General features: G+C 58.7%; 14 protein-coding genes. 6 read left to right on the forward strand and 8 right to left on the reverse strand.

Annotated elements, in window-relative coordinates; translation table 11 throughout:
* Window positions 1–29: 29 nt before the first annotated feature.
* The 3 genes from ehuB to ACIQWS_RS21985 all read right to left on the reverse strand — a co-directional run bounded on the left by ehuB (window position 30) and on the right by ACIQWS_RS21985 (window position 3,260).
* Complete coding sequence (ehuB, locus tag ACIQWS_RS21975; protein ID WP_403184293.1) at window positions 30–875, reverse strand: ectoine/hydroxyectoine ABC transporter substrate-binding protein EhuB; 846 nt, start codon at window positions 873–875, stop codon at window positions 30–32.
* A gap of 53 nt (window positions 876–928) precedes the next feature.
* Entirely contained in the window at window positions 929–1,750 is an 822-nt protein-coding gene (gene ehuA, locus ACIQWS_RS21980) for an ectoine/hydroxyectoine ABC transporter ATP-binding protein EhuA (RefSeq protein ID WP_403184295.1), read from the reverse strand.
* Between the two features lie 124 nt (window positions 1,751–1,874).
* Window positions 1,875–3,260 (reverse strand): PLP-dependent aminotransferase family protein, encoded by a 1,386-nt coding sequence (locus ACIQWS_RS21985; protein WP_403184298.1) that lies wholly within the window; start codon window positions 3,258–3,260, stop codon window positions 1,875–1,877.
* A gap of 85 nt (window positions 3,261–3,345) precedes the next feature.
* On the opposite strand from ACIQWS_RS21985, the gene ACIQWS_RS21990 reads away from it, so the two are divergent.
* From ACIQWS_RS21990 to ACIQWS_RS22005, 4 genes are all read left to right on the forward strand, one after another.
* Entirely contained in the window at window positions 3,346–3,837 is a 492-nt protein-coding gene (locus tag ACIQWS_RS21990; RefSeq protein WP_403184301.1) for an Lrp/AsnC family transcriptional regulator, read from the forward strand.
* A gap of 126 nt (window positions 3,838–3,963) precedes the next feature.
* Window positions 3,964–5,457 (forward strand): NAD-dependent succinate-semialdehyde dehydrogenase, encoded by a 1,494-nt coding sequence (locus tag ACIQWS_RS21995; protein WP_403184303.1) that lies wholly within the window; start codon window positions 3,964–3,966, stop codon window positions 5,455–5,457.
* Window positions 5,458–5,480: 23 nt separating this feature from the next.
* Window positions 5,481–6,860, forward strand: a complete 1,380-nt coding sequence (locus tag ACIQWS_RS22000; RefSeq protein ID WP_403184305.1) for an aspartate aminotransferase family protein — start codon at window positions 5,481–5,483, stop codon at window positions 6,858–6,860.
* A gap of 32 nt (window positions 6,861–6,892) precedes the next feature.
* Window positions 6,893–7,960: an alcohol dehydrogenase family protein gene (locus ACIQWS_RS22005; RefSeq protein ID WP_403184307.1), complete on the forward strand. Its 1,068-nt coding sequence runs from the start codon at window positions 6,893–6,895 to the stop codon at window positions 7,958–7,960.
* 124 nt (window positions 7,961–8,084) lie between these two features.
* Here the strand turns inward: ACIQWS_RS22005 and ACIQWS_RS22010 are convergent, their stop codons facing one another.
* The 3 genes from ACIQWS_RS22010 to ACIQWS_RS22020 form a co-directional block, all read right to left on the reverse strand.
* The gene (locus ACIQWS_RS22010) at window positions 8,085–8,495 is read right to left on the reverse strand and encodes a DoxX family protein (RefSeq protein ID WP_403184565.1); all 411 of its coding nucleotides are present in this window, start codon (window positions 8,493–8,495) and stop codon (window positions 8,085–8,087) included.
* Window positions 8,496–8,565: 70 nt separating this feature from the next.
* Window positions 8,566–8,976 (reverse strand): tetratricopeptide repeat protein, encoded by a 411-nt coding sequence (locus tag ACIQWS_RS22015; RefSeq protein ID WP_403184567.1) that lies wholly within the window; start codon window positions 8,974–8,976, stop codon window positions 8,566–8,568.
* Between the two features lie 75 nt (window positions 8,977–9,051).
* The gene (locus ACIQWS_RS22020) at window positions 9,052–10,026 is read right to left on the reverse strand and encodes an MBL fold metallo-hydrolase (protein ID WP_403184309.1); all 975 of its coding nucleotides are present in this window, start codon (window positions 10,024–10,026) and stop codon (window positions 9,052–9,054) included.
* A 496-nt stretch (window positions 10,027–10,522) separates the two neighbouring features.
* Between ACIQWS_RS22020 and ACIQWS_RS22025 the strand changes: the two genes are divergently transcribed.
* Window positions 10,523–11,128: a sigma-70 family RNA polymerase sigma factor gene (locus ACIQWS_RS22025; protein WP_403184569.1), complete on the forward strand. Its 606-nt coding sequence runs from the start codon at window positions 10,523–10,525 to the stop codon at window positions 11,126–11,128.
* The gene (locus ACIQWS_RS22030; RefSeq protein WP_346307392.1) at window positions 11,125–11,928 is read left to right on the forward strand and encodes an anti-sigma factor; all 804 of its coding nucleotides are present in this window, start codon (window positions 11,125–11,127) and stop codon (window positions 11,926–11,928) included. Before ACIQWS_RS22025 ends, ACIQWS_RS22030 begins: the two co-directional genes overlap by 4 nt.
* A gap of 62 nt (window positions 11,929–11,990) precedes the next feature.
* Here ACIQWS_RS22030 and ACIQWS_RS22035 read toward each other — a convergent pair whose 3' ends face one another.
* Together ACIQWS_RS22035 and ACIQWS_RS22040 are read right to left on the reverse strand one after the other, a co-directional pair.
* Window positions 11,991–14,390, reverse strand: a complete 2,400-nt coding sequence (locus tag ACIQWS_RS22035) for a PIG-L family deacetylase (RefSeq protein ID WP_403184312.1) — start codon at window positions 14,388–14,390, stop codon at window positions 11,991–11,993.
* A gap of 16 nt (window positions 14,391–14,406) precedes the next feature.
* A complete protein-coding gene (locus ACIQWS_RS22040; RefSeq protein ID WP_403184314.1) occupies window positions 14,407–15,630 on the reverse strand; it encodes an ROK family protein in 1,224 nt (407 codons plus the stop codon).
* Window positions 15,631–15,765 lie beyond the last annotated feature (135 nt).

Raw genomic sequence — 15,765 nt, forward strand, 5'->3', positions numbered from 1 at the left:
CGCCGGAGTGATCGTGACAGCGGTGTGTGTCAGCCGGCGCAAAGCTTGTCGCGCGTGGTTGACATGGCAGCCTTGGCGGAGAAGCCATAGGGTTCGACAATCTTTGCAAATTCACCCGATGTCTTCATCTCGGCGAGGACTTTGTCGAACTCGTCACGCAGGGTGGTCTGGTCTTTGCGGAAGGCAGCGCCATCGCAATAGACCGGCGCGTTGACGACGGGAGCGAAGACTTCTACATTCGGATCATTGGCCTTCTTGACCAGATCGTTGATCGAAAGAACCGGCAGGGAATACACATCGATACGCCCGTCCTGCAGCATCTTGATGCCGCTCTGGCCATCGGGGACAACGATCACGCGGTCGCGCGGCACACCGGCTTCCAGCGCCAGCCGCTCTTCCGTGCCGCCACCGGGCGCGCCGATCGTCGCTTTCGCATCCACGGCGATATCCTTGTAGCTCTTGAATCCCTTGGGGTTACCCTTCTTGACCAGAAAAGCTTCGGCATCGCACAGGATCGGCTCGGAATAAGCAACAGCCTTGCACCGCTCCGGTTTCATGAACAAGCCGGCTGTCACCACATCATGACGTCCTGCCTGAAGGCCCGGGATCATGGCGCCATACTCGGAAATGGAGGCGACCACATCGGCGACGCCGAGCTTCTTGAAGACGGCCCGGGCGACATCAGGACCCGCGCCGGACACGGTGCCATCCGGCTTGACCGCGGTGAAAGGTGGTTCATTGGCAATGGCAATGCGGGCAAAGCCCTGCGCTTTCAGTTTGTCGAGCGCTTCATCCGCTTTTGCAGGCATGGAAAGTGCCATGGCGGACAGTGCAATCGCTCCGATCGACGCACTCATTGTTTTCAAGTTCAACATGTTCCCAACTCCTCAGTTTTCTTGTGTTTTAAGGTGTGCAGGTGCCGCCCCGGTCAAACCCTGTGACCGGCGGCGATGATCTTTTTCAGGAATGCCTGCGTGCGTTCCTGTTTGGGATGGCGGAAAATTTCGTCGGGTTTGCCATCCTCGATGATCTTGCCCCGGTCAAAGAACAGGACCCGATCGGCAAATTCGTGGGCAAAACCCATCTCGTGGGTGACGAGCAGCATGGTCATGTCCGTTTCCTCGGACAGTCGCCACAGGACGTTGAGCACTTCCTCGACCAGTTCGGGATCCAGTGCTGATGTCACTTCGTCAAAAAGCATGATCTTGGGTTGCAGCGCCAGAGCACGGGCAATGGCAACACGCTGTTTCTGCCCGCCCGACAGCTGCGAAGGCATTGATTTGGCCTTGTCGGCAAGCCCGACCATTTCAAGCAATTGCATGGCCTGCTCTTCGGCCTGCCTGCGCGGCGTGCTTTTCGTCAGCATGGGTGCCAGCGTCACGTTATCGAGAACGCATTTGTGGGGGAACAGATTGAAGAGCTGGAACACCATGCCAATCTGGGCGCGCATTTTGTGCAGGTGGTTTTCGTCAGCCGGTTGCAGGCCACCATTCTTCTGCATCCGGTAGAGATTTTCGCCTGCAACGCGAATATCGCCGCTGTCGATGCCTTCCAGTGTCATGAGAATACGCAGGATCGTGGTCTTGCCGGAGCCGGATGGTCCTATAAGCGCCAGTTTCTCCCCTGGCGCGACATTGAATGACAACTGATCAAGAACTTTGAATGCGCCGAAGCTCTTGCTGATGCCGTCGATCTCGATGATCGGCGGCTGAGCCGTGGTCGCTGTTCTTGTCTCTTTGATTGGGGGCATGCGTCTCTCCCTCTGGTTGAGACCGGCTATGCCCTAAACGATGAGAGACTTATCAAATCATGTCAATTATAAAAATTAAATCATGACAATATAAGTTTTATTGCCATGAAATTGCGCGCTTTGACTAAATGGCGAGCAGCAGGTGTTCGGGATCACCCTGCAGCAGACTTCCGACGACGGTGAGGCCGCGCAGCAATTCCTCTTCCGTGGTAGAGCCGAGGGATATGCGCACGGCCGGCATCCAGTCTTCCTGCGAAATGCGGAAAGATGCACCGGGCGCAATAGCGACATTCTGCAGGCGCGCCTGAGCGACGAAAGTCTCTTCCGTTCGCCCGTCGGTCAGTGGCAGCCAGATGTGCAGGCTTTGCGGATGCGAGCGAAAAAATGTGCCCGAAAGCACCTGGGATGCAATTTCATGTCTGCGCCGCAGAGCTTCGCGCTGCCATTCGACCAGCTCCATGGCCGTGCCGTCCTCAACCCAGCGTGTGGCGATCTCCGCGACCATCGGTGTTGCCATCCAGTTGGAAACGAGGTGGCGGTTGGCGACGGCGGCGACGTAACGGTCGGGTGCCGCGAGATAGCCGATGCGCAAACCGGGTACGACAGTCTTGGTAAAGCTGGTGAAATAGAGGGTCCGCTCTGGAGCCAGCGCGGCAATCGGCGGCGGGCGATCCTCGACCAGGGGGCCGAGTATGTCGCTTTCGACGATGGCAATATCGCGCTTGCGTGCAACCTCGACAATCTGGGCGCGGCGGACCGATCCCATCACCGTCGCATGGGGATTGATCGCTGCCGGCTGCACAAATAGCGCGCGAATGCTGGATTCCTTGCACGCGGCGTCCAACGCCTCGGGGATGATACCCTGATCGTCAATGGCGATGCCTTTGAGCGTGAGACCCAGATAGGAGGCGAGTGGCACAAGGGTATGGTGCCCGGTGGCCTCGGTCGCAATCGTCGAGCCGACAGGCGCAACGCTCATGATCGCGACTGTCATCGCAGCAGTCGCGCCGTTGGTAATGCTGATATTCGAGGCGGGGACATCAAGGCCGCACGCACGCAGCCATTTGACTGCCGTGGTGCGGTGGCGCGGAAAAACCACGTTCGGGCGGAACGACAGGGCCGAACTTGCCGGCAGGGTTTCGGACAGCCAGCCCAGCGCCTTCTTCAAACGCTCATGATGCATTTTCTCGCAGACAGGCTTGAGAATCGAAAGGTCAATCACTTCGCCGAGCCGTTCCGGCAGATAGGGTTGATCGATTTCGCGCCGCTGCGCCTTGACGAAACTGCCGCGCCCGGTTTCGCCGGAAAGCATGCCGCGGCGAATGAGTTCCTCATAGGCGCGGCTGACCGTCTGCACGGACAGGTGCAGATCCTCTGCCATCTTCCGGTGAGTTGGCAGGCGGGCGCCTGCTTCCAGCGTTCCGTCACCGATGGCGCGCGCAATCTGGTCCGCCAGGGAGAGATAGGCGGGGCGGGTGAGTGAACTGATATCGGGTCGCCATAATGTCATGATTTTAGATTGATTGAAATCAGGTCAATTGACAATGAGAAAAACACAAGGCCATGATCAATCCACTCTTTGAACTGGAACAGTGATGGGCGCACCAAGGCTTGACGCAATCGACATCCGTATTCTCGACGCCATCCAAAGGGACGGACGGATCACCAAACTCGCCCTTGCCGAACGTGCTGGTATCTCTCCGACACCGTGCTGGACAAGGCTTCGCCGACTGGAAAAGGCGGGGATTATCACAGGCTACCATGCGCGCCTGTCTCTCCGGCTGGTTGCGCCGGTTGCCAGCATTCTGGTGGAAGTCACTCTTGCATCGCACAGGCAGACCGATTTCGAGCGGTTTGAGCGGGCGATCAAGCTTTTGCCTGAGGTGACCTCGTGCTGGTCGGTTGGCGGGGGCGTTGATTACATTCTGAAAATTGTCGCCCGGGACATCGATGCCTATCAGCGGCTGATTGATGATCTGTTGCAGCGGGAGCTCGGCATCGACCGGTATTTTTCCTACATCATCACCAAGACGGTGAAAGAGGAAACAGCTTTGCCTGTGCATGACCTGATCCAGCCGGAAGGCTGACACTCCGGTCCATCTCTCCAAATCAGGGGGCTTAATCAGACAATCTCTCTCTGCGGGCGGCGCATTACAGTCACTCTCTCCTGACGGGATGGGCGAGCATCGCTGGATATTCTCAGGGAGAGCCCGATGTCTGCCCATTTCGCACGACCCGAACGCCATGATGGACTTGACCGCCTGCAGGACCGCAGGACGTTGCGCGATCTTGCCTATATTGATGGCCATTGGAGCTCAGCCAAAGGCGGGCAGACATTCGAGGTGCGTGACCCGGCATCGGGAATGCCGGTGGCATGGGTCGCCGCGCTCGGTCCGCAGGAAACGTCTCTTGCCATCGATGCGGCGTCACGCGCGTTCCGTTCATGGCGCGCGTTGCTGCCGCAACAGCGTGCTGCCGTTTTACGCAAATGGTACGATCTCGTTCTGGCGGCAAAGGAAGATCTCGCGCTGATCATGACGCTCGAGCAAGGCAAACCGCTGGATGAGTCGCGCGGCGAGATCGAATACGCCGCATCCTTCATCGAGTTCTATGCGGAGGAGGGGAAGCGGCTGAACGCGGAAGGCGTGACCAGCCACCTGCCTGGGGCGCAGATGATGGTCAGCCGTGAAGCGATTGGCGTTGTCGGCATCGTCACCCCGTGGAATTTCCCGTCTGCCATGCTGACCCGCAAGGCAGCTGCGGCTCTTGCGGCCGGTTGCACCGTTGTGGCGCATCCCTCATCCGAGACGCCGTTGTCAGCCCTTGCCCTGGCGGAACTGGCGGAGCGGGCCGGGGTGCCTGCCGGTGTTTTCAATATCATCACCGGCAAGGCAGCACCTATCGTTGAGGCGCTTTGTACCGATCCGCGTGTGCGGGCCTTGAGTTTCACGGGCTCGACCGAGGTCGGACGTCTGATTGCAGCGCAGTGCGCACCGACAATGAAGAATCTCGTCATGGAACTGGGTGGACACGCGCCCCTGATTATCTTTGCCGATAGCGATATCGATCGCGCTGTGGACATTGCGATCGGCGCAAAGTTTGCCACTTCCGGCCAGGACTGTCTGGCGGCCAATCGCATTTATGTGGAGCGGTCGGTGCATGACGTTTTTGTTGCTGCGTTTGCCCGAAAAATGGCGGCGTTGAAAGTGGCATCCGGCCTGACACAGGGAGCGGAAATCGGCCCGTTGATGCACGAAAAGGCCGTGCAGAAGGTTGAAGAACAGGTGCAGGACGCGCTCGATCGCGGTGCCAAGTGCCTTGCCGGCGGCAAGCGTCACGCAGCCGGACCTCTGTTCTTTCAGCCAACGCTGCTGACCAATGTTCCCGACACCGCGCTGATCATGCGCGAGGAAACATTCGGACCAGTGGCCGCTGTGACCGTGTTTGATGACGAGGATGAGGTCATCCGCCGTGCCAATGATACGGAATATGGTCTTGTGGCCTATGTCGTTACCCGCGACGGCCAGCGCATGCTGCGTCTGGGCCGGGCGCTCGAATATGGCATGGTTGCGATCAACCGGGTGAAAATCACCGGTGCACCCATCCCCTTTGGCGGCGTGAAGCAATCCGGTCTCGGACGGGAAGGGTCGCGCCACGGCATCGAAGCCTTCACCGAACTCAAATATCTCTGCCTCGAAGCAAGCTGAGGCAAAAAGCAGGAGCAATAGACATGTTGGACCGTTCGAACGAGCTGAACGCCTGGGACCGCGACCACTTTTTCCATCCCTCCACCCATATGGGCACCCATGCGCGCGGCGAAAGCCCGACGCGGGTGATAAAGGGCGGCGAAGGCGTGCATATTTTTGATGTGAACGGCAAGAGAAGCCTTGACGCGTTCGCTGGGCTCTACTGCGTCAATGTCGGCTATGGGCGGCAGGAAATAGCCGATGCGATTGCGCAGCAGGCCAAGGAGCTTGCCTATTATCACGCCTATGTCGGGCATGGCACCGAAGTCTCGATCAAGCTGGCCAAGATGATCATCGACCGGGCGCCGGAAGGGATGAGCCGTGTTTATTTCGGTCTTTCCGGGTCCGATGCCAACGAGACCAACATCAAGCTGATCTGGTACTACAACAATGTGCTGGGACGACCGGACAAGAAGAAGATCATTTCCCGCTGGCGCGGCTATCATGGCTCAGGCGTCATGACGGGAAGCCTGACGGGTCTCGACCTCTTCCACAATGCCTTCGACCTGCCCCGAGCACCAATCCTGCATACGGAAGCGCCGTATTATTTCCGCCGGGAAGACCGCTCGATGAGCGAAGAGCAGTTCTCCCAGCATTGCGCCGACAAACTGGAGGAAATGATCCTTGCGGAAGGGCCCGAGACCGTGGCTGCATTCATCGGCGAACCGATCCTTGGCACCGGTGGCATCGTGCCGCCGCCTGCCGGGTACTGGGAGAAAATACAGGCGGTTCTCAACACATATGATGTGCTTCTGGTCGCCGATGAGGTTGTGACGGGTTTTGGCCGTCTGGGCACCATGTTCGGTTCCGATCATTATGGCATCAAGCCCGATCTGATCACGATTGCCAAGGGCCTGACCTCGGCCTATGCGCCGCTCTCCGGCGTCATCGTCGGCGACAAGGTCTGGCAGGTTCTGGTGCAGGGCTCGGACAAACTCGGATCACTCGGTCATGGCTGGACCTATTCGGCGCATCCGATCTGTGCTGCTGCCGGCGTTGCCAATCTGGAACTGATCGACACGCTGGATCTCGTGACCAATGCAGGAGAGACCGGCGCCTATTTCCGCAACGCACTTACCGAAGCACTGGGACATCATCCCATCGTCGGGGAGGTGCGTGGTGACGGCATGCTGGCTGCGGTTGAATTCGTCAAAGACCGGGATGACAGGGTGTTCTTTGACGCGTCGCAAAAGGTCGGCCCGCAAATTGCGGCAGCACTGGCGGAACGCGGTGTGATCGGGCGGGCAATGCCGCAGGGCGATATCCTCGGATTTGCCCCTCCATTGTGTCTCACGCGGGACGAGGCGGATATTGTTGTCAACGCAGCCGTTGCGGCTGTCGATGCCGTTGCAAAAGCGCTCTGAGGTCGAGGACGATGGATACGGTTTCCCGAACAATGTCAGCCGTGTTGCTGACCGGGCACGGCGATCTCGACAATCTGGTGTACCGCACCGATGTGCCGGTGGCGCAACCGGTGGCAGGCGAGGTTCTGATCGAAATCTCCGCCTGCGGCATGAACAACACGGATGTGTGGGTGCGCCAGGGCGCTTATGGTACGGAGAATGATGCGAGCGCGGTTTCCAGCTGGCGGCGGCAGGACCCGACGCTCACCTTTCCACGCATCCAGGGCACGGATATTGTCGGCCATGTCGTGGCTGTAGGCGCAGGTGTTGCCGATAGTCGTATCGGCGAGCGTGTCATGGTGGATTTTTCCATCTATAACCGTGAAGACGACAGCCTTGCCGACATCGATTATATTGGTCATGGCCGTGACGGCGGATACGCTGAGTATGTGGCTGTGCCTGCGGAAAACGCCCATGTGGTCAACACCAATCTGAGCGATATCGAACTGGCGACCTTCTGCTGTGCTTATCTGACCGGTGAGCAGATGCTTGAGCGAGCCGGATTGAAATCCGGTGAACGGGTTCTTGTCACGGGTGCTTCGGGCGGTGTTGGCTCGGGTATCGTTCAATTGGCGCGGGCGCGCGGCGCCATTCCCTATGCCGTGGTTGGCGCCGGCAAGGAGCAGGCGCTGCTTGATATCGGCGCCGAGGCAGTGATGACCCGCGGTGACGGTGATCTCGTCACTGCCGCGGAGCGCGTTCTCAACGGCAAGCCCATCGATGTGGTTGCCGATCTTGTCGGTGGCCTCCTGTTCAATGATCTTCTGCGCATCCTGCGGCCGGAAGGCCGCTATACGACGGCCGGTGCCATCGGCGGACCTGTGGTACAACTCGACCTTCGGACCATGTATCTGAAACAGCTGCAATTACACGGATCGTCCCAGGGCACACGCGGCGATTTCCGCCGCATTGTCCGCTATATCGAGGAAGGCAAGATCAAACCACTTGTCGGTGGTGTCTACCCGCTCTCAGAATTCCACCGCGCGCAGAGTGATTTCATGGCGAAGGCATTTGTCGGTAAACTCGTCGTCGTACCCGATGCGAAATATGAGCTGGCTTGAGTAAGGGTAAAATGGCGTCGCCCAGCAGCGTTACCCGGCTGGTCTGCCATGGCTGCTGCGCGCTCGATCTTTGCCGGCAGGCGCGTCACGGCGCACTGAACTCGATGACCGATCCAAGACACCGTCAGAGCTTTATCGGGTGCGGCCGCATCAAGTTGTCAAGCGACAGATTCCCGGCGCCTCCAACGACCAGGGCAAACATGCCGCCCGCAATGGCGAGATCCTTTTCGAAATGCAGCAGCTCGTTCTGGTTGGCGAAATTGGTGTGGAACAGCACCGCGGTCAGCAGGCAGAATATCCCCAGTGCCAAAGCGCCAAGGCGGGCGTAACAGCCAAAAGCGATGGAAATGCCAGCACAGATCTGAAGGGCGATGGTCGCCAGGGCAAGCGGTGCGTTCACACCGAGTTTTGCCATGACTGCAATTGTCCCATCCAGGTTTGCGGCCAGCGTAAAACCCTCGTGCAGAAATATCCAGGCCAGCAACAGCCGGCTGAACAGCATCAAAACATCGGCGAGATGCGTGCCTTTTGCCATAATGTTCACGACGTTTTCTCCCTTTTGGCTGGCGAAAAAGGCAGGCGGCGGAGAGCCGCCTGCCGTAGCGTTATTTGGTGCCGTTTGAGGCAATGAATTTTTGCAGGTCTTCAAGCTCTTCACAGCCATTTGGACAGAGCCGTGTCAGCGATGCCACCTGCTCGTTTGCCTTGTCCATTTTGCCGGTCTCGACAAAGAGCTCGCCCAAATATTCACGGGCGGCCTTGTGATCAGGCTGGAGTTCCAAGGCTTTGGTATAATAGGTCAGGGATGTCTCGAAATCACCTGTCTTGCGCAGTGTGTAGCCAAGGAGGTTGTAGACGTCGGCCTGTGGGCTGTCTTCGGCCAGCCCACGCAGCTCCTCCAAAGCGCCCGTATAGTTCTTTGCTGCGATCTTTGCGCGCGCTGATGTCAGATCCGGAGCGCCTGCCGTCTCCATATTATCGACGGCGTAGGCCGGGGCGACAACGGTGCCGGGCATAAGGGTTGCAGCAGTGACAAGGCTTACAAAGCCGATGAATGCATTCTTGATCATGATCCTATCTCCTTTGTGTTTCTAAGCTTGGACGGTGGCCGTGAAGCCATAGGCGTTGCCGTCCTTGACGAAAGTGCCCGAGCCGGGAAACGGAAAATGTGAACCGCAGATCTGTATCTTGTCGGCGATCACACGATCGATGAGCTTGCGGCGGGTGGTTATGGCGGTCGGGCCATCCTGATCATAGCTGCCTTGCCATTCCGGGTGGGGCGCGAGCAGGGCAGGCACGTACATCGTGTCGGCCGAGACAAGCAATTGCTCATTGCCGGAGGCGACAAGGAAAGCGGAGTGTCCAGGTGTATGACCGGGTGCCGCAATCAGGTGTATGCCGGGGGCGACTTCCGCGCCGTCCTTGACCAGATGCCAGTTCTTCCATGTCGGAAAAACCTGGGCAATGCGCTTGCCGGCCGGTTTGCGGCCCTCCGCCAGCTTGTCAACGCGTCCCGGTTCGGTCCACCAATTGTATTCAGTCTCGTTTACGACGAGTTCGGCATTTGGAAATACCGGGGCATTCGTCTCCTTTTCCATCAGCCCCCACACATGATCGGGGTGAAAGTGGGAGATAATGACGGTGTCGATCTTTGTATGATCTATTCCGGCCGCCTGCATGTTTGCCGGCAGATGGGTGGCATTCGCCTGCCATTGACCAACGCCGGAGCCCGCATCCATCATCACCAGCCGGTCACCGATTTTCAGCACGACAACAGTCAGCGGAATGGGCATGAATTCAGTGGTCAGGCCCGCCTTCGCCAAGGCCTGCTTGGTCTCGTCGACAGAAGCATTTTTGATGAATGCCGGGTCATGCGGTTTGCGCCAGATGCCGTCATAGACGGCCGTAATCTCGACCGATCCGACCTTGTATTTGTAGAAGCCCACGGACGGTTCGATTGGCGTTTCAGCCCATGACGGCGGGATAAATTCGAGTTGCCTGGAAAGCCCGAAGGCCGCCGCAGCGGCCGCGGATCCGAGAACGGCACGACGTGTTATGTCGAACATTGGAATTCTCCTTCAATGGAAAGCTCTAGCCAAACGGAGAACATGGTTCGATCAGTGCCTCCGCTGATGAAATAGATTGAGATCAGCAGGGGTTTATTCGCATTGGCCGCAGGTTTTTATGCAAGTCATTGAAAATGTTTGAGCAATTCTGACGGACAGAAGCTGCGCAAGGCACCTTAAAACGGTGTAAGATGAGCATTCTGCGCCAGCGGCGAAATAATTTGCGGGTTTCGGGAATATTCCGACGTCTTGTTTGATCTAGGTAACAAACGGCTTGTGGAATTTCGGAGAGGATTCAAGCGCGGTGACCGTGCCGCTTGGGAACACCATGACACAAATGCACCCGGCAACCATATCCATGCTTGTTCCAAATTCCACCCGTGCGGCGCTTGCCTGGCGGTTGCGGCTCGTGGGTATGCGCGCATTTCTGGCAAATGTGCTGTCGCGGTGCGCCCCTGGCGGACAAGGCGGGGGATTGCCGGGCTTCATTGTGCATATGGCAGGGCTGGCGGGTCATGGCGTCACCTCGGAAAGGGTGCGCACTGCGGCCGATACTGCAGCGCGATTTAACCGGCTGATCATTCCGCATTTGGACGCCGCTTACAATTTTGCCCGTTTTCTGAGCCGTGACGGGGACGCCGCGCAGGATATTGTTCAGGATGCTTTCTTGCGCGCCTATCGCAGCTTTGACGGGTATCGCGGCGGCGACGCGCGATCCTGGGTCTTTGCCATTGTCAGAAATTGCTACCATGTCTGGCTGCAGGAAAATCGCCGCAAGTCTCGCGTTGAAATGCCTCTGACGGACAATAGTGACGGGGAGTCACCCTCTATCGCGCAGAACATTGCCTCCGAAGAGGATACGCCCGAGGCCGCTTTGATCCGCAAGACGGAATCCGAACATGTCCGTATGGTCATATATTCGCTCCCTGATGCGTTGCGTGAAATATTGGTGTTGCGCGAACTCGAACAGCTTTCGTATCGGCAGATTGCTGACATCACAGAGCTGCCCATTGGGACGGTCATGTCACGGCTCGCCCGCGCCCGGCAGGAGTTCGCCAAGGCTTGGCACGGTGAAGCCAGCAACGAGGCAGCAGCATCATGAGCGAGACCAAACCGGAAAAATGCTCCGACTGGGCTGTCATGCTGCACGGCTTCATCGATGGCGAGCTCGACTCAATGCACGCGCTGCAATTTGAAGAGCACCTTGCCACCTGTGCAAATTGTACGGCGGAGCTGGAGAAGTTCACGGAACTGAAAAACATCATTGGTCAGGGCGGTGTCCGGTGGCAGATGCCCGAGCGTGTTCGCGAGCGGATCGTGTCAGCACTTTCACATGAGATCGACGGAGAGCTATCAAGCTCCCCCGCATCGGCATATCGCCCCGCCACGTGGCGGGCAGCCGTGGGTTTCATCAAGCGCTGGAGTTTTGTTCCGTCATTCGCGGCACTGGCTGCAAGTATTTTTCTCGTATTGTCGGTGCAGCCCGAGACCACTGTGCTCCAGGATCAGATTCTTGCCAGCCATGTACGATCCCTGCTCGTCGACCACCTGACCGATGTGCAGACATCCGATCAACATACGGTCAAACCCTGGTTCAACGGCAAGATCGATTATTCTCCGCCGGTCATCGACCTCTCAGCACAGGGTTTTCCCCTTGTCGGCGGCCGCGTGGACTATATCAATGGCAGGGTGGTGGCGGTTCTGGTGTACCGCCGGCACGGTCACGTCATCAATGTGTTCGTCTGGCCCGCATCTCCCATTGCGGCGGCAAGCAGGACACGTGAGGGCTATAATTTTGCCGAATGGTCCAGTGGCGGCCTGACATTCTGGGCGGTGTCGGATGTCAGCGTTGCTGATCTTGCTGCCTTCCGAGCGGATTTTGTCGCGGCTGCCGAGAAGTAGGGATCACAGGAACAGGTCTTCGGATGACAGGCCGCAGTGGCTCATCCCTATGCTCATGTTCGTCAGGCCGGCTGCACGAGATTGGCCATCAGTCTGAAAGCGCCGGGCACCAGCTTGTCGAGCTGATGATGCAGGACAAGGCCGGTGTGGGTGTGCCTGCCCTTGCCGACGCGGGCCGAGATCAGCCCGCCGTTCAGCGGCTGTTCGTTGGCATCATGCATGGACAATAGCGGCTCATAGGCATTGTCAAAATCCGACGCGAAATAAAGTCCGCGTTCCTTGTCCCATCCGTCCCAATCGGCTGGCCCAATAATATTGGGGCCTGTCAGCAGGGGGTGCCGGGGTGACAATATCGTTACCGGGGCGTGGGGATCGGTCACACGCCAGCGCAGTGACGGTGATCCGATTTTCAGATAGCGCGGCGGCGTGACGCTGGAAATCCAGCCGTCGCTGGGACGATGGTACAACGTGACGAGGTGACCGCCGTTTTCAACAAAATTGTGAATGCGCGATGTCGCTGCGCTCAGGTCTTTCCGCAGGCCGAATGTGAAAATGCCCACGACAATGGTGGTAAAGTGTGAGAGGTCGCCGCCAAGGGCCTCCGCGTCGAGTTCCGTGACATCCAGTCCCATGCGCTGAAGCCACAGGGCGACCTTGTCGGCGCCGGCGCCGATGTAGCCGATCTTGGCACCTTCCGGCAGCTTCAAGTCCAATGTCAACACCCGTAGCCGTTCAGGCGCGATGAATACCGAGCGTCCGGTGTGTGGGTAGGAAATGGATGTGGTGCGCATGGCCGGGTACCCGGATATCTCCGGCGTGATCTGGTTAATCCCGGCGGGCAGGGGCTCCGGAGCAGACAGCAGCCATTGGCCGTCCTGCGGCTTGATTGTCCAGCCGGGCGGCGCGTCAAAGCGCAAAGCAACCGCGGGATCCATCCCGTCGACCCCGATCTGCCAGCTGCGCATCGTATCACCGCGTTTGGCGATGATGGCCTCGGGCAGGAGTGTCAGGGAATGCCTGGGCACGATGCTCAATGGCTCTTCAAGATCGAACGTGCCTTGAACCTGCCGGTTGCCAATTCTGGCCGTAACATTGGCGAAAGCCACGCCGTTTCCACCGAGGCTGGACCATGCGCGTCCATATGGGTTTGTCAGCGCTGCAGCTGCAGACGCTTCGATGTCGAATGACCGGGACCTTGCGGTGTCCTGCGATCGCGTAACAACTACGCCGGATGGCAGCGTGATCGATATGTCGTCCGGGAGCGGGATGGACGGATTGTCCATATGCACCGTAATGCGGCCGGTGCTTCCGGGTGACAGGTGCTGCGGTTCTGCAATCGCCCGCACGCCTATCCCGGCCGTCTCAAACAATGCCGCGTCAATTTCCCGCCGCTTGCGATCCAGTCGATGTCCGTGCCGTGCCATGAAGTCCGGCGAGGCCAGCGTTTCGACACTGTCGATGTGGCCGGCAGCATCCAGGAGAAGCGCGGTGATGCGGTCGCGGTTTGGAAAGGCCTGGATGGCTGCATTGAGGGCGTCGTGGGCCGATGCGAGCGCTTGGCTCGTGGAATGATCTGCGGTGTTGGCGAGTTCTGCGAGCGTCGCCGGAATGTCTTCGAGAATGGAACGCTCGTGTCGGCTTCCTCTTGGACCATGCAGCAGATGCAGCGGCCAAGAGGACCGTGGCGTATCGCGCCAGACCCCCATGCCCTGGGAGGCATGATAGGCGCGTGACCATTCGCCGATATGGTCGTAAGCGGCTCCCGTTGCGGGTTCCGTACCGGAAGCGTCGATGGCAATCGTTGCATCCGGCGGGGGAACCTCGTCATCATAGGTGTCGCCGCCGCCCGGCCAAGCGGGAAGGTAGTACTTGGCCACGCGCCACGGCGTCAGGCCCTCGGCAAAATGTTCGGGATAAGCCTCGGCATCCGCTGCGAGGGCAATGGCCGCTTCGGCAGCGCGGGTCATGGCGCGGTGATGACCGTGCTGTCCGGGAACATCCAGAAATGTCGGAATGACGATATCCGGCCTCTCCTGCCGATAGGCGCGCACCAGGCGTTCGACGATGCGCTTTTCGTCCCATCGGGCAAATGTCGCATCGCCGTCCTTGGAAAAACCGAAATCATGCACCGGGTCTTGCGGCCCGTGTCCGAGCCAATGAACGTCCGCGTCGAGCTGCCGGGCCGCCTCCTCCAACTCACGCGATCGCAGCACGCCGAGCGCCCCCAGGCGCTCAGGCCCAAGCGCATTCTGTCCGCCTTCACCACGGGTCGAGCAGGCGATCACAACCCGCATTCCCAGGCCGAAGCGGAACATGGCCAAGAGACCGTTCTGCTCGTCATCGGGATGCGCGCCGGTGTTCATGACAGTCACGGTCGATGTCAATCGGGACAGCGCATGGTGCAGCCGGACGAGGGCCGGTCGGGACTTTTGTCGTTCGATCCGCTCATGGGACGTCAGCACGGTATCCTCCTGCCGCTTATAACGTGTTGTGGGCTATGTCTGTTGGCGATGTATCGAGTTTGGGGGTTACGACCTCGAAGAGCGGCAGCGCTGCGGCGCCAAGGGCGGCGGTCAATTGACCCGTTTGGCCGCGCTGGACGCGCGGGAGGGAGCGCGCACGGCGGCTCGCCACAGACACCGGCAAATGATGCATGGCGGAAATGATGTCATCGATGATTGCGTCTGGCATGGCTCCGCCCAGCATCACGGTTTCCGGATCAAGAATATTTTCCAGCATCGAAACCATCGGGCTCAAATAGTCCGCGGCCTCGCCAATCCACGCTCTCAGAACGGGATGGTTGGCGGTATGAAGGGCTTCAAGGTCGGAAAATTCGCTGGCGGCGATGCCTGCCTCGCGCAGTTTTTCCTTCAGGGCATGCAGCGAGGCATAAAGTTCGAGGCAGCCGCTCTGGCCGCACGGGCATTGTTTTCCGCGCGGTGCGACCACGATGTGTCCGATTTCACCGGCATTGCCGAAAGCACCGCGAAACGGTGTTCCCTCGTGGATGACGCCAAGGCCGATACCGGCGCCGAAGTAAATCATGCAGAAATCAGAAATCGTCTGGCCGGCACCGAACAGCCGCTCGCCAACCACGGCGGCGGTGGCGTCGTTTTCAACGATGACCAGTTCGCCGCTCGCCTCGGATAGAACTTTTGCAGTGTCAATCGCTCCCCAGCCGGGAAGGGTGGTTGGGCCAACGGACGTCATGCCATCGATCTCAAACGGTCCGGGCATCACCACGCCAATACCAAGCAGCTTCGATTTGAAGAGGCGCCGAATCTTGTCTACTTCCCCGACAAAGCGGGGAATGAAATGTTCGGGCGTGGTGTTTTTGACGGGAACGATTTCCTTGGAACGTACTTGGCCGGCGAGGTCCAAAACAACGATCACCATGTGATCCGCGGCAATCTCGATGCCGATGGTAATGGCCCCCTCGGGATTGACTGCGAACTGTATGGGAGGCTGGCCACGGCCGGACCGCAGGCGTCCGACTTCCATCAGCAGGTTGTCGTTTACCAGTTCATCAACGATATTGGCCACCGCCTGGGCGGTCAGCTGGGTGAGCTTGGCGATGTGCATGCGTCCCAACGAGCCATGAATGCGCACGACATCCAGCACAACGCGCCGGTTGTGATGCCGGCTGCGCTCGGGGTTTTTGCCGATGGCAATCTGATGCGTACCGCTCATCTGTCGGGTCATATCGCAAACCTTCGATTCCAGTCTTTTACCGATACCTCCAAGAGGCGTTCTGACGCAATACAATAATTCAAGTAAAGTATGTTATTGACAAATCATCGCTGACGGTGAAGCTTATAAGTAAGCCGCGACAACGTT

The organism is Phyllobacterium sp. NPDC097923, from assembly GCF_044760925.1.
Classification (GTDB): Bacteria; Pseudomonadota; Alphaproteobacteria; order Rhizobiales; family Rhizobiaceae; genus Phyllobacterium; species Phyllobacterium calauticae.